At 70.4% G+C, this 19,553-nt stretch carries 18 protein-coding genes; 7 read left to right on the top strand and 11 right to left on the bottom strand.

Features of this window, described 5'->3' with window-relative positions; all coding sequences use genetic code 11:
• The first annotated feature begins 62 nt into the window (after positions 1-62).
• From gcvH to IE206_RS20140, 3 genes are all read left to right on the top strand, one after another.
• Entirely contained in the window at positions 63-437 is a 375-nt protein-coding gene (gene gcvH / locus IE206_RS20150; RefSeq protein ID WP_189963876.1) for a glycine cleavage system protein GcvH, read from the top strand.
• Between the two features lie 32 nt (positions 438-469).
• Entirely contained in the window at positions 470-1,729 is a 1,260-nt protein-coding gene (gene glyA, locus IE206_RS20145; protein WP_189963874.1) for a serine hydroxymethyltransferase, read from the top strand.
• 154 nt (positions 1,730-1,883) lie between these two features.
• The gene (locus IE206_RS20140; protein WP_189963872.1) at positions 1,884-3,254 is read left to right on the top strand and encodes an L-serine ammonia-lyase; all 1,371 of its coding nucleotides are present in this window, start codon (positions 1,884-1,886) and stop codon (positions 3,252-3,254) included.
• Between the two features lie 108 nt (positions 3,255-3,362).
• On the opposite strand, the gene IE206_RS20135 is transcribed toward IE206_RS20140, so the two are convergent.
• From IE206_RS20135 to IE206_RS20125, 3 genes are all read right to left on the bottom strand, one after another.
• The gene (locus tag IE206_RS20135) at positions 3,363-4,088 is read right to left on the bottom strand and encodes an NADPH-dependent F420 reductase (RefSeq protein WP_189964067.1); all 726 of its coding nucleotides are present in this window, start codon (positions 4,086-4,088) and stop codon (positions 3,363-3,365) included.
• A gap of 61 nt (positions 4,089-4,149) precedes the next feature.
• Positions 4,150-4,362 carry an EF-hand domain-containing protein gene (locus IE206_RS20130; RefSeq protein WP_053726211.1) on the bottom strand — a complete coding sequence of 71 codons (213 nt, stop codon included), beginning with the start codon at positions 4,360-4,362 and terminating at the stop codon, positions 4,150-4,152.
• 56 nt (positions 4,363-4,418) lie between these two features.
• A complete protein-coding gene (locus IE206_RS20125) occupies positions 4,419-5,339 on the bottom strand; it encodes a helix-turn-helix domain-containing protein (RefSeq protein ID WP_189963870.1) in 921 nt (306 codons plus the stop codon).
• A 69-nt stretch (positions 5,340-5,408) separates the two neighbouring features.
• On the opposite strand from IE206_RS20125, the gene IE206_RS20120 reads away from it, so the two are divergent.
• Together IE206_RS20120 and IE206_RS20115 are read left to right on the top strand one after the other, a co-directional pair.
• Positions 5,409-6,047 carry a GNAT family N-acetyltransferase gene (locus IE206_RS20120; RefSeq protein WP_189963868.1) on the top strand — a complete coding sequence of 213 codons (639 nt, stop codon included), beginning with the start codon at positions 5,409-5,411 and terminating at the stop codon, positions 6,045-6,047.
• A gap of 326 nt (positions 6,048-6,373) precedes the next feature.
• Positions 6,374-7,564, top strand: coding sequence for a cytochrome P450 (locus IE206_RS20115; protein WP_189963867.1), 1,191 nt, complete (start codon positions 6,374-6,376; stop codon positions 7,562-7,564).
• A gap of 65 nt (positions 7,565-7,629) precedes the next feature.
• Here IE206_RS20115 and IE206_RS20110 read toward each other — a convergent pair whose 3' ends face one another.
• From IE206_RS20110 to IE206_RS20085, 6 genes are all read right to left on the bottom strand, one after another.
• Positions 7,630-8,823 (bottom strand): YncE family protein, encoded by a 1,194-nt coding sequence (locus IE206_RS20110; RefSeq protein WP_189963866.1) that lies wholly within the window; start codon positions 8,821-8,823, stop codon positions 7,630-7,632.
• Positions 8,823-9,644 carry a polysaccharide deacetylase family protein gene (locus tag IE206_RS20105; RefSeq protein ID WP_189963865.1) on the bottom strand — a complete coding sequence of 274 codons (822 nt, stop codon included), beginning with the start codon at positions 9,642-9,644 and terminating at the stop codon, positions 8,823-8,825. Before IE206_RS20105 ends, IE206_RS20110 begins: the two co-directional genes overlap by 1 nt.
• Before the next feature lie 397 nt (positions 9,645-10,041).
• Positions 10,042-10,545, bottom strand: a complete 504-nt coding sequence (locus IE206_RS20100) for an ATP-binding protein (RefSeq protein WP_189963864.1) — start codon at positions 10,543-10,545, stop codon at positions 10,042-10,044.
• A gap of 286 nt (positions 10,546-10,831) precedes the next feature.
• A complete protein-coding gene (locus tag IE206_RS20095; RefSeq protein ID WP_189963863.1) occupies positions 10,832-11,599 on the bottom strand; it encodes an enoyl-CoA hydratase/isomerase family protein in 768 nt (255 codons plus the stop codon).
• 118 nt (positions 11,600-11,717) lie between these two features.
• The gene (locus IE206_RS20090) at positions 11,718-12,962 is read right to left on the bottom strand and encodes a L,D-transpeptidase (protein WP_189963862.1); all 1,245 of its coding nucleotides are present in this window, start codon (positions 12,960-12,962) and stop codon (positions 11,718-11,720) included.
• Positions 12,963-13,199: 237 nt separating this feature from the next.
• Complete coding sequence (locus IE206_RS20085) at positions 13,200-14,429, bottom strand: L,D-transpeptidase (protein WP_189963860.1); 1,230 nt, start codon at positions 14,427-14,429, stop codon at positions 13,200-13,202.
• Between the two features lie 141 nt (positions 14,430-14,570).
• Between IE206_RS20085 and glgX the strand changes: the two genes are divergently transcribed.
• Both glgX and IE206_RS20075 read left to right on the top strand, forming a co-directional pair.
• Positions 14,571-16,838 (top strand): glycogen debranching protein GlgX, encoded by a 2,268-nt coding sequence (gene glgX, locus IE206_RS20080; RefSeq protein WP_189963858.1) that lies wholly within the window; start codon positions 14,571-14,573, stop codon positions 16,836-16,838.
• 181 nt (positions 16,839-17,019) lie between these two features.
• Positions 17,020-17,598 carry a methyltransferase family protein gene (locus IE206_RS20075; RefSeq protein ID WP_189963856.1) on the top strand — a complete coding sequence of 193 codons (579 nt, stop codon included), beginning with the start codon at positions 17,020-17,022 and terminating at the stop codon, positions 17,596-17,598.
• A 33-nt stretch (positions 17,599-17,631) separates the two neighbouring features.
• Here the strand turns inward: IE206_RS20075 and IE206_RS20070 are convergent, their stop codons facing one another.
• Positions 17,632-18,276 (bottom strand): response regulator, encoded by a 645-nt coding sequence (locus IE206_RS20070; RefSeq protein ID WP_189963854.1) that lies wholly within the window; start codon positions 18,274-18,276, stop codon positions 17,632-17,634.
• Positions 18,266-19,534, bottom strand: coding sequence for a sensor histidine kinase (locus IE206_RS20065; RefSeq protein WP_189964065.1), 1,269 nt, complete (start codon positions 19,532-19,534; stop codon positions 18,266-18,268). The genes IE206_RS20070 and IE206_RS20065 overlap by 11 nt, the downstream gene beginning before the upstream one ends.
• Between the last annotated feature and the right edge of the window lie 19 nt (positions 19,535-19,553).

Raw genomic sequence — 19,553 nt, 5'->3', positions numbered from 1 at the left:
GTCCGAGACACTCTTCGAGACCCCGTCACCAGCACTCCCCCGCGTACAGGAGAATTCAGGTCATGAGCAACCCGCAGCAGCTGCGCTACAGCAAGGAGCACGAGTGGCTGTCGAACGCCGAGGACGGCGTCTCGACGGTCGGCATCACGGAGCACGCGGCCAACGCGCTCGGTGACGTCGTGTACGTACAGCTTCCGGAGGTGGGTGACACGGTGACCGCGGGCGAGACCTGCGGCGAACTGGAGTCCACCAAGTCGGTCAGCGACCTGTACTCCCCCGTCACCGGCGAGGTCGTCGCCGCCAACCAGGACGTCGTGGACGACCCGGCCCTGGTGAACTCCGCTCCGTTCGAAGGCGGCTGGCTGTTCAAGGTGAGGGTCACGGACGAGCCGGGCGACCTGCTCTCCGCCGACGAGTACACCGACTTCGCCAGCTGACACCTAGACCACAGGGATACAGGGATCGTCTGATGTCGCTTCTGAACCAGCCCCTCCATGAGCTGGACCCGGACGTCGCCGCCGCCGTCGACGCCGAGCTCCACCGTCAGCAGTCCACCCTCGAAATGATCGCGTCGGAGAACTTCGCTCCGGTCGCGGTCATGGAGGCCCAGGGCTCGGTCCTCACCAACAAGTACGCCGAGGGCTACCCGGGCCGCCGCTACTACGGCGGCTGTGAGCACGTCGACGTGGTCGAGCAGATCGCGATCGACCGCATCAAGGCGCTCTTCGGCGCCGAGGCCGCCAACGTGCAGCCGCACTCGGGCGCCCAGGCGAACGCGGCCGCGATGTTCGCGCTGCTCAAGCCGGGCGACACGATCATGGGTCTGAACCTGGCCCACGGCGGCCACCTGACCCACGGCATGAAGATCAACTTCTCCGGCAAGCTCTACAACGTGGTCCCGTACCACGTCGACGAGACCGGCGAGGTCGACATGGCCGAGGTCGAGCGCCTGGCCAAGGAGTCGAAGCCGCAGCTGATCGTGGCCGGCTGGTCCGCCTACCCGCGCCAGCTGGACTTCGCCGCCTTCCGCCGCATCGCGGACGAGGTCGGCGCGTACCTGATGGTCGACATGGCCCACTTCGCGGGTCTGGTCGCCGCGGGTCTGCACCCCAACCCGGTGCCGCACGCCCACGTCGTGACCACCACCACGCACAAGACCCTCGGCGGTCCGCGCGGTGGTGTCATCCTGTCGACGCAGGAGCTCGCCAAGAAGATCAACTCGGCGGTCTTCCCCGGTCAGCAGGGCGGTCCCCTGGAGCACGTGATCGCGGCCAAGGCGGTCTCGTTCAAGGTCGCGGCATCGCCGGAGTTCAAGGAGCGCCAGCAGCGCACCCTGGACGGCGCCCGGATCCTGGCCGAGCGTCTGGTCCAGGACGACGTGAAGGCCGTCGGCGTCGACGTACTGACCGGCGGCACCGATGTGCACCTCGTCCTGGTGGACCTGCGCAACTCGGAGCTGGACGGCCAGCAGGCCGAGGACCGTCTCCACGAGGTCGGCATCACGGTCAACCGGAACGCCATCCCGAACGACCCGCGGCCGCCGATGGTCACCTCGGGTCTGCGGATCGGCACCCCGGCGCTCGCCACCCGCGGCTTCGGTGACGACGACTTCCGCGAGGTCGCCGACATCATCGCCGAGGCCCTCAAGCCCGACTTCGACAAGGACGCCCTGGCCGCCCGGGTGTCCGCTCTGGCCGCGAAGCACCCGCTGTACCCCGGCCTGAAGTAGTTTCGTACGCTTTAGTTCCCGGTTCATTTCGGGACGAAGCCCCGGGGCACCGCGCACACTGGTAGTGAGCGCGGTGCCCCATCCCATGCTGTGCCAGCTTTGCTCTGCACCACCCGGCAGACAACGGCGTCTACCAACCCCCAAGGAGTCCCCCGTGGCCATCTCGGTCTTCGACCTGTTCTCGATCGGCATCGGCCCGTCCAGCTCCCACACCGTCGGCCCGATGCGGGCGGCCCGGATGTTCGCCGCGCGCCTGAAGAACGAGGGCCTCATCGCCCACACCGTGCGGATACGGGCCGAGCTGTACGGCTCGCTCGGCGCCACCGGCCACGGCCACGGCACCCCGAAGGCGGTGCTGCTCGGCCTGGAGGGCGCCTCCCCGCGCACGGTCGACGTCGAGACCGCCGACGACCAGGTGGAGCGGATCAAGGACTCGGGGCGGCTCAACGTGCTCGGCATGCACGAGATCGACTTCGCCTACGACGACGACCTGATCCTGCACCGCCGCAAGGCGCTGCCGTACCACGCCAACGGCATGACGGTCTTCGCGTACGACATCGACGGCGCGCTGATCCTGGAGAAGACGTACTACTCGGTCGGCGGCGGCTTCGTCGTCGACGAGGACGCCGTCGCGGGCGAGAACCCGATCGTGCCGGACGACACCGTCCTCAAGCACCCCTTCCGCACCGGCGACGAGCTGCTCCGGCTCGCCCAGGACACCGGTCTTTCGATCTCCGCGCTGATGCTGGAGAACGAGAAGGCCTGGCGCACCGAGGACGAGATCCGCTCCGGTCTTCTCGACATCTGGCGGGTCATGCAGGCCTGCGTCTCGCGCGGCATGTCCCGCGAGGGCATCCTGCCCGGCGGCCTCAAGGTCCGCCGCCGCGCCGCCACCACCGCCCGCCAGCTGCGTGCCGAGGGCAACCCCGAGGCGCACGCCATGGAGTGGGCGACGCTGTACGCGATGGCGGTCAACGAGGAGAACGCGGCGGGCGGCCGGGTCGTGACCGCGCCCACCAACGGCGCCGCGGGCATCATCCCGGCGGTCCTTCACTACTACATGAACTTCGTGCCCGGCGCCGATGAGGACGGCATCGTCCGCTTCCTGCTCGCGGCCGGCGCGATCGGCATGCTGTTCAAGGAGAACGCCTCGATCTCCGGCGCCGAGGTCGGCTGCCAGGGCGAGGTCGGCTCCGCCTGCTCGATGGCGGCGGGCGCGCTCGCCGAGGTCCTGGGCGGCACCCCCGAGCAGGTCGAGAACGCGGCCGAGATCGGCATGGAGCACAACCTGGGTCTGACCTGCGACCCGGTCGGCGGCCTGGTCCAGATCCCGTGCATCGAGCGCAACGGCATGGCCGCCGTGAAGGCCGTCACCGCCGCCAAGATGGCGATGCGCGGCGACGGCAGCCACAAGGTGTCCCTGGACAAGGTCATCAAGACGATGAAGGAGACGGGGGCCGACATGAGCGTCAAGTACAAGGAGACGGCCCGCGGCGGCCTCGCCGTCAACATCATCGAGTGCTGAGCGCTCCGCGGGAAGTGGGGACCACCGGCTGCGGACCGGCCGTGGCCGGGCGCGCAGTTCCCCGCGCCCGTTCAGGGCACTGACCTCGCCGCATGTCCGTGGAGTCGCTCAGAAGCTGTGTGCCGCCGGGCGCTCCCTGGGCGCCGCCGCCAGCGCCTCGGTGACCTCCGCGACGCTGCCCCGCAGACCGTAGACCGGGGTCGCGGGCTGCTGGCGCCAGGAGTCGTCGATGCCGCCCGCGTCGACGGTGTCGAAGCCCAGCTCGTCGACGAGCTCGCGGACCAGCTGCTTGGCGGCCGCGTCGTCGCCGGCCACCGGCAGGGCGATCCGCTCGGGGTCGCCCTGCGGGCGCGGCCGCTCGAGCAGATCCTGTGCGTACGTGCCGTTGAAGGCCTTGATCACCGGGTGGCCGATGTGCTGCTCGGTCCAGCGGCTCTCGGGCAGGCCGTCCTCGATCGCGTCGATCCGGCCGTCGCGCTCCTTCGGGTAGTAGTTCCCGGTGTCGATGACGACCAGGCCGTCGGCCGCACCGTCGAGGAAGCCCTTGGGCAGCTCGGGGACGCGCTTCAGAGGGATGGTGACCACGACGACCTGTGCGCCCTTGGCGGCCTCGGCGACGGTGACCGGGGTCGCGCCGGTCTCCTCGGCGAGGGCGGAAAGGGTCTGCGGGCCACGGGAGTTGGCGACGGAAACCTCGTGGCCGAGCGCCGTGAGGCGGCGGGTCAGGTTGCCGCCGATGTTGCCCGCGCCGATGATGCCGATCTTCATGAGCTGGCCTTCCGGAGATGGTGCCGCGTTGGCACGCTCCGAGAACTTGCGGGCCCGGGGAGTTATTCCGGGCCGGCCCCGATGGCGTACCGCGCGAGCGGGAGTACGCCACCGGGGCCGATCGGCGTCACTTGTTCAGCGAGGCCCAGAACTCCTCGAAGGAGAGCTTGCCGTCGCCGTTGGCGTCCTTGGCCTTGATGATGGCCTGGGCCACCGTCTCGGTGACGTGGAAGTCGCCCAGCTGCGCCATGACCGCCTTGTACTCGCTCGCGGTGACGCGTCCGTCGCCGTCGATGTCGAGCTTCGCGAACGCCTTGCGCGCCTCTTCGATGTCCGCCACTGGGTCCACCCCTTTGTTGGTGCCTACTGCTTGATGCGTTTCTGACGCGGGTCAGATTAGCTGCCGACGTGGACGCGCAGTGCGGCGGCCAGCCATTGGAAGGCGGCGGCCGCGCTCGGCGGCTGCTCGTAGCCGTTGATGACGGCGAGCAGCTGGAAATAGCGCTCGACGCGCAGGTCCGGGCTGACGCCGATCCGCTCCAGGAGGGCGGCCCGGTCCGCTCCCGAACCGAGGAGCTCGGTGAGGAGGGCGTCGGCCTCGGGGCTTTCGGGTGCCACCCCGCGCTCCTGGGCCCCGCCCGCGAGCAGGGCGACCTGCTTCGCGAAGGCGAGGTAGGCCCCTGGTTCGCGCGAGCGCTCCCGGAAGCTCTCGGAGTTGGTCTCGGCGATCCGCCGCATCAGCGCCCGGAAGCCCTCGTCCTCGACGAGTTCGGCCAGCTCGATCCAGGCGTCGACCTGAAGCGGGGTGGGGTCGTCCGGGAGCTCGGCGGCCACCCCGCGGACCCGGGCGCGGAAGTGCGGGTTGGTGTCGTCGAGGCCGGCGAACACCTCGTCGGTGAAGTCGTCGATGATCTGCTTGCGCTCGCGCGCGGAGAGCCTGGCCAGCTTGTTCATGAGGGTCGTCTCCTCCGTGTCTGACTGCCGTCGGGCGATGGTCGACAGAACGGCCCGGCTGACCCGGAGCGCCCGGATCTGGGCGTCGAGGGCCGCGACATGAGCCGTCGCGACCTCGGCGACCGTGGTCTCCCGGGCGAGCACACGGCGCACGTCGTCCAGGGAGAACCCCAGTTCCCGCAGGGTGCGCACCAGCTCCAGGCGGGCCACGCACTCGGCGTCGTACAGCCGGTAGCCGCCGTGGGAGCGGCCGACGGGCGGCAGGGCGCCGATGTCGGACCAGTACCGGATGGTGCGCACGGGCAGTCCGGTACGGCGGGCGAGCTGCCCGATGGTGAAGGTTTCCGGGCCGTCGTCGATCATGGTGTCGAGTGTCCGGTTTCCAGTGGGTGGAGACTCAAGGCCTCTGGACGGAAAGGAACGGGGAATCTCATGGATGGCACGCTCGGCGACATTCTGGCGGCCGCGGCGACGGGGCGGTTCCCGCCGGCCGACGGCGGTACGACGGTGGTGGCGCAGCCGGGGCCGCGCGACGCGGGCGTGCTGGCGTTCACCGCGCACTCGGTGATCTTCCTGGACGAGGACGAGGACTGGCTCCGGGCCACGCTGGCCGCGACGGACGCCGACCCGCTCGGCGCGTCCATGAACCCCGGGTTCCTGGCCGCCCTGATGGCCCGCACCGGCCGCTCGATGAACTGCGTCGACCTGCTGACCTGCGCCCCCGCCCTGCCGGGCGAGCCGCCGCTGGCGCTGACCGAGATCGAGGACCCGGAGCATCCGAGGGTGGAGCGGGCCCTGAAGTACCGGGACGACGTACGGGTCTGGGCGGCGGACGGCGGCGTCCTGATACTCGGCCGGGGCGTCGCGGGACGCTGGGAGGCCGCCATCGAAGTCGACGAGTCCGCGCGCGGCCTGGGTCTCGGCGTCCGACTCGCCCTGGCCGCACGGCACTTGGCGCCCGAACCGGTCCTCTGGGCCCAGCAGTCACCGGGCAACGCGCGCAGCGTACGCACCTTCCAGGCTGCGGGTTTCCGGCCGGTCGGCTCGGAGGCGCTGCTCGTCGCGCACTGAGCGGGCGGCTCGCGCCCCTGACCGTCCGAAACATCAAAAGGGCGGTTTTCCGCCCCACAAAGAGAAGTTCGCGCCAACTTGACGTCGCCGCTTCCTCACTCTCCGCACCTGATGGATAACTTCATGCTGTCGCCGCCACACCGGGAGCACAGGGCACCCAGGGACTAGCGGCGCTGGGGCGTTACAGCTGTGACCATCACAACTGAAGCATTCACCGTGCGGCCCTTCCTGCGAAGTTGCCACGACACCCTCTCCACGAAGGGCGGCGGCTCGCGCGCCTGCCGCGATCAGGCCTACGCCGTGGTGCGCACGGAAGGAGTCGCCGCATGACCCCCGAGCCCGTGCTCGACTTCCCGCTCTCACGCCGCGGCGACGTACTGCCCGAGGAGTGCGCGTGGCTGCGCGAGAAGCAGCCGGTGGCCCGGGTGCGCACGCTCACCGGCGACCACGCCTGGCTGGTGAGCAGTCACGCGCTGGCCCAACAGGTCCTGGAGGACCCGCGGTTCAGCCTCAAGGACACCGCGAGTCCCGGGGTGCCGCGGCAGTACGCGCCGACGATCCCTCCCGAGGTCGTCAACAACATGGGCGACATCCACAGCCCCGGCCTGTGCAGCGCCGTGATGAAGTCCCTCAGCCCGGACGCCGACGGGCTCGCTGATCAACTCCGGCTTCGGGCCAGCGAGTTGATCGACGCGCTGCTCACCGAGGGCCCGCCGGCCGACCTCCGGGCGGGGTTCGCCGACCCTTTCTCGGCGGCGCTGCACTGCCAGGTGACCGGGGTGCCGTTCGCGGACTGGCGCCGGCTCATGTCGGGTCTGGACACCGCCCACATGACCAGCGCGCACACCTTCGAGGGCGCCGGGCTCAACTGGTACAAGGACCTCGGGTACATGGTGGAGCGCCTCGACGCGCCCGGCCTGGATCCCGACAGCCTGCTCGGCCGGCTCGCGGCGCTGCGCGAGGACCCGGAGTCGGCACACCTCACCGACGAGATGCTGGCCGCGGTCGCGGTTTCCCTGTTCAGCACGGGCGCGGTCTCCACCTCGGCGTTCCTGACCCTCGCGATCCTGGCCCTGCTCCAGCATCCCGAACTGATCGGCCACCTGCGCGAGCATCCCGAGCGCATGGGCCGGGCCGTGGACGAGCTCCTGCGCTGGAACCTGTCGATCGGCGACGGGCTGCCCCGGCTCGCCCTGGAGGACGTACAGGTGGGTGAAGTCCCCGTCCGGAAGGGCGAGTTGGTGCTCGTCCTGGTCGAGGGCGCCAACTTCGACCCGGAGGTCTTCGCCGACCCCCAGCGCCTCGACCTCGACCGGGAGCACAACCCGCATCTCTCGTTCGGCGCCGGACGGCACTCCTGCCCGGCCACAGGTCTTGGCCGGCTGCACGCCGAGACGGCGCTCTCGGTCCTGGTGGACCGGATGCCGGGGCTGCGCCTCGCGGTCCCGGCCGAACAGCTGGTGTGGCGTACGGGCTTCGTCAAGCGCCTGCCGGAGCGGCTGCCCGTGCTGTGGTGACACGGCGGTGCCCCGGGGCCGGCGGACCCCGGGGCACCGCCCCCGTTCGTGCTCGTGCTCAGCGCTCAGCGGAAGATGCCGGTGTGGCCGAGCGAGTACCGGCCGGGCTGCGGGTAGACGGCGAGACCGTGCGGGCCCGAGCCGACCGGGATGCGGGCCAGCTCCTTGCCGGTGGCGGTGTCGATGGCGTACACCTCGGAGTTGTAGCGGCCGGACAGCCAGAGCACCTTGCCGTCGGCGGAGACGCCGCCCATGTCGGGGCTGCCGCCGTCCGGCAGCTCCCATTTCTTGGTGAGCTTGTTCTTGGTGAAGTCGAAGATGGAGATGGTGCCCTCACCGCGGTTGGAGATGTACATCTCCTTGGAGTCGCGGCTGATGTAGAGGCCGTGGCAGCCCTTGCCGGTGGGCAGCAGGGTCGGCGTGGTGAACCTGTCGCCGTCCAGGACCCACATGCCGTGCGCCATCATGTCGGCGATGTAGAAGGTCTTGCCGTCCGGGGACATCTTCACGTCCTGCGGCATCGCCCCGTCGAAGGGCAGCTTCTGGTGGGCGATGACCTCCATCTTCTCCGTGTCGACCTTGAGCAGTTCGCCGGAGAACTCGCAGGAGACGATGAAGTACCGCCCGTCGATGGAGAAGTCGGCGTGGTTGACGCCCGCGCAGGTCACCGGGACGGTCTTGACCCGGTTCATGGTGACCGGGTCGCGGAAGACGAGCTCGCGGTCCTTCGAGGCCATCACGACGGCGTACTTGCCGTTCGGCGTGAAGTAGAGGTTGTACGGGTCCGAGACCTGGACGGTGCGCCCGGTCTTGCCGGTCGCCGGGTCGATGGCGGTGAGCGAGTCGCCGAGGTCGTTGTTGACCCAGAGCGTCTTCATGTCCCAGGACGGCACGACGTGCTGCGGCTGGTGGCCGACCGGAATCGTCTCGACGACCTTGTACGTGGCCGGGTCGATCACGGACACCGTGTTGGAGTTGGTGTTGGGCACGTACACGCGCGGCAGGAAGTTCTTGACGGCCGGCTGGAGGGCGTTCGGCCGGTCCGCGGCATAGGCGTCCTTCGGGTCCAGGACGGGCGGCATCCCGGGCAGGCCCTGCGGCACGGCCTTCTTGACGACGGGCGGCGGGACCGCCGCCTTGGTGCCGATCGCCTCGTCCTTGTGGTCGGCACCCGATCCGCAGCCGGCCAGCGCCGCGAGCAGGGCTGCCGAGAGCAGCACGGTGATCCTCTTCGTTACGGCCTTCGTTGCGGTCGGCATCAGGTCAGCAGCTCCGTGGTCGTGACCGCGCGCAGTCGGCGGCGTTCCAGTTCGGCGAGTAGGGCGGGCAGCGCGGCGACCGTGTCCGCATAGCCGAAGTGCAGGCTCACCACCGATCCGTTGCGGATCTGCCCGGTGACGTTGCGGGTCACGGCCGAGGCGCCGGGCGAGGTGAAGTCGAGCGAGTCGACGTCGTACGACAGGACGTGCGGGTACCCCGCCTTCCGGGCCAGTTTCTGAACGAGCGGCGTCGCGTGCTGGGCACGGGAGGGCCGGAACCACGTCCCGATGGAGCCGGTGAGCCGGCGCAGCCGGTCCGCGCAGCCGGTGATCTCGGCGTACGCCTCCGCCTCGTTCAGAGCGCCGATGTCGATGTGGTGCTGGGTGTGGTTGCCCAGCTCGTGGCCGCCGTCGAGGATGCGGCGGGCCATCGCGGGCTGCTCGTCGAGCCAGCTGCCGACGGCGAGGACGGTGACTTTGGCACCGGCCTTCTCGGCCTCGCCGAGCAGAGTGGTGGCGATCTTGGGATCGCCCTGGCCGTGGAAGGTGAGCGCGACCTGCGGGCGGGCCCGGGGTCCGCTGCTGATCTGGACCGGCTGCCCGGGAAAGGCGCGGGGGGCCGGTGCGGGGCGGGGGGCTTCGGGGCGGGCGGGGGCGGCGACCGCCGCGGAGGCGGACGGCTGGGGCTTCGGAGAGTCGGCCGGCTGCTCGCCGGCCTTGTCGTCCGAACAGCCCGCCGTGAACGCCCCCACGATGGCCGCGCCCGCCCCGGCCCGCAGGGCGCTGCGGCGGTCGACCGCATGGGGTGATGGATTCGGCACATGGACATTTAAGTGGGGCGAGGGGCGGTTGGTAACGATTGACCCATTTCAGGACCTCTGCGGGTCGCGGCCGACCGAAGCCGATCGAAGGTGTCTGAGTCGCTGATTCACTCATCGCCTTCGATATTTATTCATGCTTTAGAAGGCGCGTGCTCTAGCTCACCTACGATTCACAGCTAAACTGTGATACTTCGTGGCACTATGTCCGACTAGGGACTTTTGATGATGGGCCGCCCATCTGTCATAGTCGAAGCCACGACCCCCATTGACCCGGGCCAGGTCGTCTTCAGTCGCCGTGGATCACACCCCCCCAGATCCACGGCGCTCCACAGAAGCCCCCGCGGCGCCGCACCCGGCAGCCAGGGGGCTTCTGTGATTCCGCGAGGCCTTCGGTGACTCAGCGGTCCGCGACCCGCATCTCGAACCAGGTGGTCTTGCCGCGCGGCAGCAGGTCCACCCCCCATCGGTCGGAGAGCTTGTCGACGAGGAAGAGGCCCCGGCCGCTGATGTCGAGCTCGTGCACCGGCATCAGACAGGGCAGTCCGCGCGAGGGGTCGCGGACCTCGATCCGGATCCAGCCCCGGCGGCGCAGCATGCGCAGCCCGAAGACGCGGGCCCCGGTGTGCCGTACCGCGTTGCCGACGAGCTCGGAGACGAGGAGCACCGCGTGCTCCGCGAGCGTCGGCGAGAGCGCCCACTGGCGCAGCACGACGGACTGCGTGATCCGGCGGGCCGTGGCGGCGGACTCCGGGCGCGAGGGCAGCCGGACTTCTTCCTCCGTCGGATTCCCGAACAACTCCAGCGCCTTCAGCGCCAGTTCGTCGTCGGCGGACGGCATCCACCGTGCCGCGGTCGCACTCACGCGCTGCGCCGGTTGTTCCACACCCTCCAGCCCCGCCATGGCACCATCATGGCGGCCCGGGGCGGGCTCCGGGGCCGTTCCGAAGGAATCGAGCCTCCGGAACCTGACGTTCCGGAGGCTCGTTCTGGCATATGACGGGGGCAGTCGATGAGGCAATGCACCCACTCTGACCTGCGATGACGTGATGCATTCGCTTGATCACCAAGCGTTCCGAAGGGGTTTTCCTTAAGGTGCGCTTAAGGCTGTGCTAATCCCCCCACAGGGTGTACACACCGCCCTCACATGTACAGCCGCGGTTGACTCCGCCCCCTCAACTCCCGTGCGCTCAGAGGAACTTGGCCTTGCCCGGACCCTCCTCGACGAAGCTGCGCATGCCCCGCTCGCGGTCCTCGGTCGCGAACAGGCCCGCGAACCAGTTGCGTTCGACGGCGAGGCCGGTGTCGATGTCCGTCTCCAGACCGGTGTCGATCGACTCCTTGGCGGCACGCAGCGCGATGGCCGGGCCCTGGGCGAGCCGCGCGGCCCAGGCGACGGCCCGCTCGTACACCTCGGCGGCCGGCACCACCTGGTCGACCAGGCCCATGGCGAGCGCCTCGTCCGCCTTCACCTGGCGGCCGGTGAAGATGAGGTCCTTGGCCTTGGACGGGCCCACCAGGCGCGCGAGGCGCTGCGTGCCGCCGGCGCCCGGGATGAGGCCGAGCAGGATCTCGGGCTGGCCGAGCTTCGCGTTCTCACCGGCGATGCGGAAGTCGGCGCACAGCGCCAACTCGCAGCCACCGCCCAGCGCGTAGCCGGTGACGGCCGCGACGACCGGCTTGGGGATCTTGGCGACGGCGGTGAAGCAGTCCTGCAGCGCCCGGCCGCGTACGACCATCGACGCGTGGTCCATGGCCTGCATCTCCTTGATGTCCGCGCCCGCCGCGAACAGCTTCTCGCCGCCGTACAGGACCACCGCCCGCACGTCCTCGCGCCGGGCCGCCTCTTCGGCGAGCTCGCGCAGTCTGTCCTGGCTCGCGATGTCGAGAGCGTTCATCGGGGGGCGGTCCAGGCGGATGGTGCCGACGCCTTCGGAAACTTCGAGGTTCACAGTCATGGAGGCAGGTTAACGGTCACTAACGACAACGGACCCGGTGCGTGGGATGTTTGGGGGGCCGACCCCCCGGATTCACAGCCTCACGGCACCGGGCCCGTCGCGGAGTTGCCTTACCGGGCTACTTGGTCCACTCCGCCCAGGAGAGGTTCCAGCCGTTGAGGCCGTTGTCGGGCTGGATGACCTTGTCCTTGGAGTTCTTCACGACGACCACGTCGCCGATCAGGGTGTTGTTGTAGAACCAGGCGGCGGGCGTGGACGGGTCGCCCGCACCGCGCGCGTCCTCCAGACCGACGCAGCCGTGGCTGGTGTTGGCCGAGCCGAACACCGACGGATCGCCCCAGTAGTTGCCGTGGATGAAGGTGCCGGAGCTCGACAGACGCATCGCGTGCGGCACGTCCTTGATGTCGTACTCGCCGCCGAAGCCGACGGTGGCGCCGTTCATCCGGGTCACCTCGTACTTCTCGCTGATGACCATCTGCCCGTTGTACGTGGTGTTCGCCGGGGAGCCCGCGCTGATCGGGATGGTCTTCAGGGGCTTGCCGTCGCGCTCCACCTTCATGGTGTGGGCGCTCGCGTCCACGGTGGAGACCTGCGAGCGGCCGATGGTGAAGTGGATGGTGCGGGTCTGCTTGCCGTAGACACCGGGGCGGCCCTCGACGCCGTCGAGGTTGAACTTGACGGTGACCTTGGTGCCGGGCGCCCAGTACTTCTCGGGACGGAAGTCGAGGCGGTCGTTGCCGAACCAGTGGCCCTCGACCGGGACGGACGGCTCGGCCGTCACGGTGATCGCCTTCTCGACCGCGTCCGGGTTGGTGATGCCGCGGCTGAAGTTGACGGAGACCGGCATACCGACGCCGACGGTGGAGCCGTCCTCGGGCACGTACTGGCCGATGAAGGTGTTGGTCGGCACGAGGGTGGTGAAGGTGGTGTCCTTGGCGGACTCGCGGCCCTTGTCGTCCTTGGCGACCGCGTGGACCTTGTACTGCGTCGCGGAGGCGAGGTGCTGGTCCGGGGCCCAGCCGAGGCCGTCCGCGGATATCTTCCCGGCGACCGCGTTGCCCTTGCTGTCGGCCACCGTGACGGCGGACAGCTTGCCCTTGTCGGCGGATATCTTCAGCGCGCCGCTGGTGGCCACGTCCTTGGCCTTGTCCGCCGGCACGATGGTGACCACGGCCTCGGAGGCCTTGGTGTCCTCGGCGGCGCCTGCGCCGCCCGCCTTGGCCTTGGAGCTGGAACCGTCGCCCCCGCCGCAGGCGGTGACGAGGAGCAGCATCGCCCCGAAGAGGAGGGCCAGCAGTGCGCTTCCCTGGCGACCGCGCCGTCCGGCCGCGGCCGGCGCCCCCGAAATAGGCTGCCCGTTCAAGACTTTCTTCTCCCCTCGCACGGCGTGGCCCCGCCACCGCCCGTACTCACTCACCCCCGCGCACGTCCTCGCGCACGCACGGCGATAGATAATCACACTGGACGGGCCCCGACCTCCCCTCCTATGTCACCGTTCAGTGCCAACTTGTCCTGGAACTCTCAGGTGAAACACAGAAACCGTTCCCGGTGGGTTAACCGGGAACGGTCAGGGGCCGTGCGTTCGAGGGGTGAGGGGAATTCAGGAGATCGCGGAGCCCGCCTTCCACTTCGCCCAGTCCAGGTTCCAGCCACTGAGCCCGTTGTCGGGAGCGACCTGGTGGTCGTGGGAGTTGACGACCTCGACGATGTCGCCGATGAGGGTGCGGTCGAAGAACCAGCCGGCCGGGGTGTCCGAGCTGCCGCCCTTCACATCGCGCAGACCGACGCATCCATGGCTGGTGTTGGAGTTGCCGAAGGTCCTGGAGGGGGCCCAGTAGTTGCCGTGCAGGAAGGTGCCGGTGTTGGTCAGCCGGATGGCGTGCGGCACATCCGGAATGTCGTACTCGCCCCCGAAGCCGACGGTCTGACTGTTCATCCGGGTCACGTCGTACATCTCCGTGACGACCATCTTCCCGTTGTACGTGGTGTTCTTCGGCGACCCCGCCGAGATCGGCAGGGTGGAGACCAGCTCGCCGCCGCGCCGCACCTCCATGGTGTGTGCCTCGGCATCCACGAGGGATTCCTGGTCGCGCCCGACGGTGAAGAAAACCGTCTTGTCCTGGATGCCGTAGACGCCGGGCGCCGCGACGACGTCGCGCAACCGCATGTCGATGGTGACCTTGGTGCCGGGCGCCCAGTACCTCTCGGGCCGGAAGTCGATCCGGTCGTTGCCGAACCAGTGGCCCCGCACCTCCACCGGAGGCTGGGAGGTGATCCTGATGGCGCGCTCGACGGCCGCCCGGTCCTTGATCGCCTGATTGAAGTTGAACGACACGATCATGCCGACGCCCACCGTGGAGCGGTTCTCGGGCTTGAAGTAGCCGATGAACCGGTGCTCCGGGACGAACGTGGTGAAGCTGGTGTGGCGAGCCTGGCGGTGGCCGTGGCCGTCGAGCGCCACCGTGTCCACCGTGTACAGCGCGGCCAGCTGAAGCGCACCGCCGCTCGGCGTCCACGTCATCCCGTCCGCGGAGACCTTGCCCGGCACCTCCTCGGGCTGCGCGTCCTCCGTCTTCATCATCTTGACCCGCTCCAGGCGCCCGGCCGGCACCCGCACCTCCACCTTCTGGTCCGCCGTGACCGCCTTGGCCCCGTCGTCCGGAGTCACCAGAATGGCCTCCTTCGGCGTCAACGGCTTGCCCCCGATGTCGCCGATGTCCAGGGCGCCGCCCGAGCACCCGGTCAGCGCGGTCACCAGGACCGCCGTCAGTCCTGCCCATGCCAGGGCGGCGGCCGCGCCCGCCCCTGCCCGCTTCAGTACGTCTCTCACGCCCCGCCCAACGACCGCCCCCCGCCGGGGGAAACGTGAGTACGAGGGCTGTTGCGGGAAGAACAGGTGCAGGGACACGCAAGGGGAGCCGCGGCCGGGACGCCGCGTGCTGCCCTGCGCCGAGCCGCGGGAGGCCGTCAGGTGTCGAGCGCAGCCGAGCAGAGGGCAGTGCGGGGTGCCGTGGGCGGTGCGCCCGGCACGGAGGGGCAGCGCCCCCTTCACCCCGCCGTGAACGGCCACCGGGGTGAACCGGGGGCCCTGCGCCCCCCTGTCTGGCCGGGCTCGCCGACCCCGCTCGGGGCCCGCTTCCGGGTCGGCCCGGACGGCGTCGCGGGCACCAATTTCGCGCTGTGGGCGGGCGGCGCCGAGTCGGTCGAGCTGTGCCTGTTCGACGCGGCGGGCACCGAGACACGGCTCGCGCTGACGGAACTGACCCATGAGATCTGGCACGGCTTCGTGCCGGGCGTACGACCCGGGCAGCGCTACGGGTTCCGGGTGCGCGGGCGCTGGGACCCCTGGACGGGGGCCCGCTGGAACCCGGCGAAACTGCTGCTCGACCCGTACGCGCGGGCCGTGGACGGCGACTTCGTGCTGCCGCCCGAGGTGTACGGACACGTCCGGGACTGGCCGCAGCAGCAGGTCGCCGACACCGTGCGCGACGACCGCGACTCGGCGCCGCACGTCCCCAAGGGCGTGGTGGTGCAGGACGACGACGACTGGGCGGACGACCGCCGCCCCAAGACGCCCTGGTCCGACTCGGTCATCTACGAGCTGCACGTACGCGGCTTCACCCGGCTGCACCCGGAGATCCCCGAGCCGCTGCGCGGCACGTACGCGGGGCTCGCGCACCCGGCGGCGATCGACCATCTGGTGCGGCTCGGCGTGACGGCGGTGGAGCTGCTTCCGGTGCACCAGTTCGCGCACGAGGACCATTTGCTGCGGCGCGGCCTTCGAAACTACTGGGGTTACAACTCGATCGGGTACTTCGCTCCGCACGCCGGCTACTCGGCGACCGGGACCGCGGGGCAGCAGGTCGGCGAGTTCAAGCGGATGGTGCGGGCGCTGCACGCGGCCGGCATCGAGGTCATCCTCGACGTGGTCTACAACCACACGGCAGAGGCCGGGGAGCTGGGGCCGACGCTGTCCCTGCGCGGCATCGACAACCGCGGCTACTACCGCCTCCAGTCCGACGCCCGCCGCTACGCCGACTACACGGGCTGCGGCAACACCCTCCATGTGGTCCAGCCCCATGTCCTGCGCCTGATCACGGACTCGCTGCGCTACTGGGTGACCGAGATGGGCGTGGACGGCTTCCGGTTCGACCTGGCCGCGGCCCTTGCCCGCTCGATGCACGACGTCGACATGCTGTCGCCCTTTCTCGCGGTGATCGCCCAGGACCCGGTGCTGCGCCGCGTGAAACTGATCGCCGAACCGTGGGACGTGGGCAACGGCGGCTACCAGGTGGGCTCCTTCCCGCCGCTGTGGACCGAGTGGAACGACCGCTACCGGGACGCCGTACGGGACTTCTGGCGGGGCGCGCTGCCGGACGTGCGCGACCTCGGCTACCGCCTCTCGGGCTCCAGCGACCTGTACGCCTGGGGCGGCCGGCGCCCGTACGCGTCGATCAACTTCGTGACCGCGCACGACGGTTTCACGCTGCGCGACCTGGTGTCGTACGAGCGCAAGCACAACGAGGCGAACGGGGAGGGCAACCGGGACGGCACCAACGACAACCGGGCCTGGAACTGCGGGGTGGAGGGCGAGACCGACGACCCCCGGATCAACGCGCTGCGGCGGCGCCAGCTGCGGAACCTGCTGACCACGCTGCTGGTGTCGACGGGCGTGCCGATGCTGGTCGCGGGCGACGAGATGGGCCGCACCCAGGGCGGCAACAACAACGCGTACTGCCAGGACGGCGAGGTGAGCTGGGTCGACTGGTCGCTCCTGGAGAAGCCGGGGCCGCGCGGGCTGCTCGAACTGGCCACCCGCCTGGTCGAGTTGAGGCACCGGCATCCGGTGCTGCGCCGCCGCGCCTTCTTCTCCGGCCGGGCGCAGGGCGCGGACGGGCTGCGGGATCTGGCGTGGTTCACCGCGCGGGGCGAGGAGATGACGGAGCAGGACTGGTACGCGCCCACCGCGACGCTGGGCCTGTATCTGTCCGGCCGCGACATCCCGGGGCGTGACGCGCGGGGCGCGCCGGTGACCGACGACAGCTTCCTGATCCTGCTGCACTCGGCGGACCGCCCGGCGGGCTGCGTGCTGCCGGGGCCGCCATGGGCCGCCTCGTACGAGCTGGTCGTGGACACCTCGGAGGAGGAACAGGCCGAGGCGCCGGGGCGGGTGCACCGGGGCGGCGAGACGGTGACGCTGCCCGCCCGGTCGGTGCTTGTGCTGAAGGTGGCGGGGTAGGGCGGGCTCGCCGGACGGAGCTGGCCGGGCCGGGTCGAGACAGGAGGGAGAGGGCCGACCGGGGGGCGGCGGTGGAAATCTCCACCCGCGGTCCACCCGCGGGCCGATCCGCTCCACCCACCCCGGCTGCGATCGTCGAACGTGCCGGAGCCATCGGCGGGCGACGAGGGAGTGGTACGGCATGAACAACGACATCGAGCTGGCCCTGCGGATCACCCTGTACGCATGGCTGGCCTGCGAACTGGCCCTCCAGGTACGCCAGTTGATGAGCAGCGCGCCCACCGAGCGCACCGAGTGGCGCAGCCTGCTGCTCTTCGTCGTGGCGCTGGGCGCGGCAGGCTGGGCGGCCCGTCCGGTCGCCCACGCCGCCCCGGCGCTGGACTATTCGACGACCTCGACGGGGGCCCGCCTGGCGGTGCTGATCGTCGCCTGGGCCGGGATAGGCCTGCGCCTTTGGGCCATCGTCGCCCTGGGTCGCTTCTTCCGGGGCACGGTCCACGTCCAGCAGGACCACCAGGTGGTGCGCTCTGGCCCGTACCGCTGGGTGCGCCATCCCGCGTACAGCGGCATCGCGCTGGCCGGGCTCGCCCTCGGGGTGACGTACGACAACGCGGCGGCGCTCCTGGTGTTCGCGGCGGGCGGCGCCCTGGCGCTCGGATACCGCATCCACGTGGAGGAGAAGCTCCTCTCCGAGGCGCTGGGCACCGCGTACACGGAGTACGCGGCCACCACGCCCCGGCTGATACCCGGGGTCTGGTGAGGGCTCCGGCGGGGGCGGCGCGAGAGGCTTCGGTCAGCCGAGGATCTTCCGGTCGTACGCCACCGCCACCGCGGCGGCCCGGTCCTTGACGCCCAACTTGCCGTAGATGTGCGTCAGATGGGTCTTCACGGTGGCCTCGCTGATGAACAGGGCCCGCGCGATCTCCCGGTTGGACGTGCCCTTGGAGACGAGGGCGAGGACCTCGCGCTCGCGGCCCGAGAGAGGTTCACCGGCGGGCACTGCGGGCGTGCGGACCGCCGTGACCAGGCGGGACGCGACGGCCGGAGAGAGCACCGTGCGGCCCGCGGCGGCGGCCCGCACGGCGGTGAACAGTTCCTCGCGCGGGGCGTCCTTGAGGAGGTAGCCGGTGGCGCCCGCCTCGATCGCGGGGAGGGTGTCCGAGTCGGTGTCGTATGTGGTGAGGACGAGGACCTTGGAGCGCAGCCCGCGCCGGGTGAGCTCCGCGATCGCGGCCACTCCCCCGCCACCGGGCATCCGCAGGTCCATCAGGACGACGTCCGGGTCGAGTTGCTCGGCGAGGTCTACGCCCTCGACTCCGTTGGAGGCCTCGCCGAGGACCTCGAAGCCGTCGGCCGAGGCGAACATGCCGCGCAGACCGTCCCGCACTACGGGGTGGTCGTCGCAGATCAGGAGGGTGATGGTGGCGTCAGTGGTCATGGGGGACCAACGGTACGCGGGCGGAGACCGCGGTGCCATGGCCGGGCTCCGCTTCCACGGTGACCGTGCCGGCGATGCGTTCGGCCCGGGCGCGCATGCCGTCGAGGCCGAAGCCGCCTGTGCCGGAGCGGGCCGGCAGGCTCAGCGGGTCGAAGCCCCGGCCGTCGTCGCGGACGTCGAGGGAGACCTCGTCGCCCATGAAGGACAGCGTGACGCCGACACGGGTCGCGTGGGCGTGACGGCTCGCGTTGGCGAGGGCCTCCTGGGCGATGCGGAGGAGGGTGGCCTCGATCTCGTCGTGGAGCTGCACGGCGGTGCCGGTCACAGTGAAGTCGGCGCGGACCCCGTGCCGGGTGCCCCATTCGGCGACGGTCTTCTTCAACGCCTTGTGCAGGGCGTCGTGTTCGAGGTCGAGGGGGCTGAGGTTCTGCACCGAGCGGCGGGCCTCGCCGAGGCTGTGCCGGGCGAGCGACTGGGCGCTGGCGAGGTGTTCGCGTACGAGGTCGGGGTCGGTGCTGCTGGTGACCACCTGGAGCTGGGCGATGATGCCGGCCAGGCCCTGGGCGATGGTGTCGTGGATCTCGGCGGCGAGCCGACGGCGTTCGTCGGCGACGCCCGCTTCCCTTGCCTGGAGCAGGAGTTGGGCGTGCAGGGCGGCGTTCTCGTCGAGGGCCTGCTGGAGCCGGGCGTTGGTGGTCTCCAGCTCGTCGATGGTCGCGATCTGCACCCGGGCCCGCTCGTCCTCCTGGGCGGCGAGATGGCTGAATACGGTGAGGAGTACGCAGTTGATGGCGAGGACGGCGCCGAACACCACCCACCCCATGGAGCCCTTGGGCGGAAGACCGCCGGACTGGGAGCCGGCCATGATCACCGCGGTCGCGAACAGGCCGATCCTCACCAGGCGCCGGGGCAGCACCGCCTGGGCGCCGAAGTAGCCGACGACGGCGTAGAACGCGAAGAACGGGTTGAGCCAGGTGAGCGCGAAGGCGATGGACCAGCGCAAGAAGTAGTAGACGGCGCCCGCGACGCTCGGTCCCGGCCGGGTGCGGCGCAGATGGCCCCAGCAGAGCTGGAGCAGCAGGGCGCCGCCGGCCAGGGCGAGGGCGGCCCAGCGGTCGGCGGTGCTCATCACCAGGTCGGCGGTGGCCGCGGCGGCGAGGCAGCCGATGAAGAGCAGTCCATAGGGGCCCCAGCGGTGGAACGCCTCCCAGCGTTCCTCCACCGGATCCGACTTCGCCGTGCTCGCCCCGTTGCTCATGGCCCCAGTCTCGTCCACG

The organism is Streptomyces violascens (assembly GCF_014649955.1).
Lineage (GTDB): Bacteria > Actinomycetota > Actinomycetes > Streptomycetales > Streptomycetaceae > Streptomyces > Streptomyces violascens.
The sequence above is the reverse complement of the archived record's forward strand: the minus strand, read 5'-3'. Positions and strand labels throughout refer to the sequence as shown.

Excerpts from the sequence above, each read along its gene's own strand:
- IE206_RS20115 (WP_189963867.1), top strand. The coding sequence starts at position 6,374 with ATGACCCCCGAGCCCGTGCTCGACTTCCCGCTCTCACGCCGCGGCGAC.
- glyA (WP_189963874.1), top strand. The coding sequence starts at position 470 with ATGTCGCTTCTGAACCAGCCCCTCCATGAGCTGGACCCGGACGTCGCC.
- IE206_RS20065 (WP_189964065.1), bottom strand. The coding sequence starts at position 19,534 with ATGAGCAACGGGGCGAGCACGGCGAAGTCGGATCCGGTGGAGGAACGC.
- IE206_RS20100 (WP_189963864.1), bottom strand. The coding sequence starts at position 10,545 with ATGGCGGGGCTGGAGGGTGTGGAACAACCGGCGCAGCGCGTGAGTGCG.
- IE206_RS20095 (WP_189963863.1), bottom strand. The coding sequence starts at position 11,599 with ATGACTGTGAACCTCGAAGTTTCCGAAGGCGTCGGCACCATCCGCCTG.
- IE206_RS20070 (WP_189963854.1), bottom strand. The coding sequence starts at position 18,276 with ATGACCACTGACGCCACCATCACCCTCCTGATCTGCGACGACCACCCC.
- IE206_RS20075 (WP_189963856.1), top strand. The coding sequence starts at position 17,020 with ATGAACAACGACATCGAGCTGGCCCTGCGGATCACCCTGTACGCATGG.
- IE206_RS20125 (WP_189963870.1), bottom strand. The coding sequence starts at position 5,339 with ATGATCGACGACGGCCCGGAAACCTTCACCATCGGGCAGCTCGCCCGC.
- IE206_RS20110 (WP_189963866.1), bottom strand. The coding sequence starts at position 8,823 with ATGCCGACCGCAACGAAGGCCGTAACGAAGAGGATCACCGTGCTGCTC.
- gcvH (WP_189963876.1), top strand. The coding sequence starts at position 63 with ATGAGCAACCCGCAGCAGCTGCGCTACAGCAAGGAGCACGAGTGGCTG.
- IE206_RS20120 (WP_189963868.1), top strand. The coding sequence starts at position 5,409 with ATGGATGGCACGCTCGGCGACATTCTGGCGGCCGCGGCGACGGGGCGG.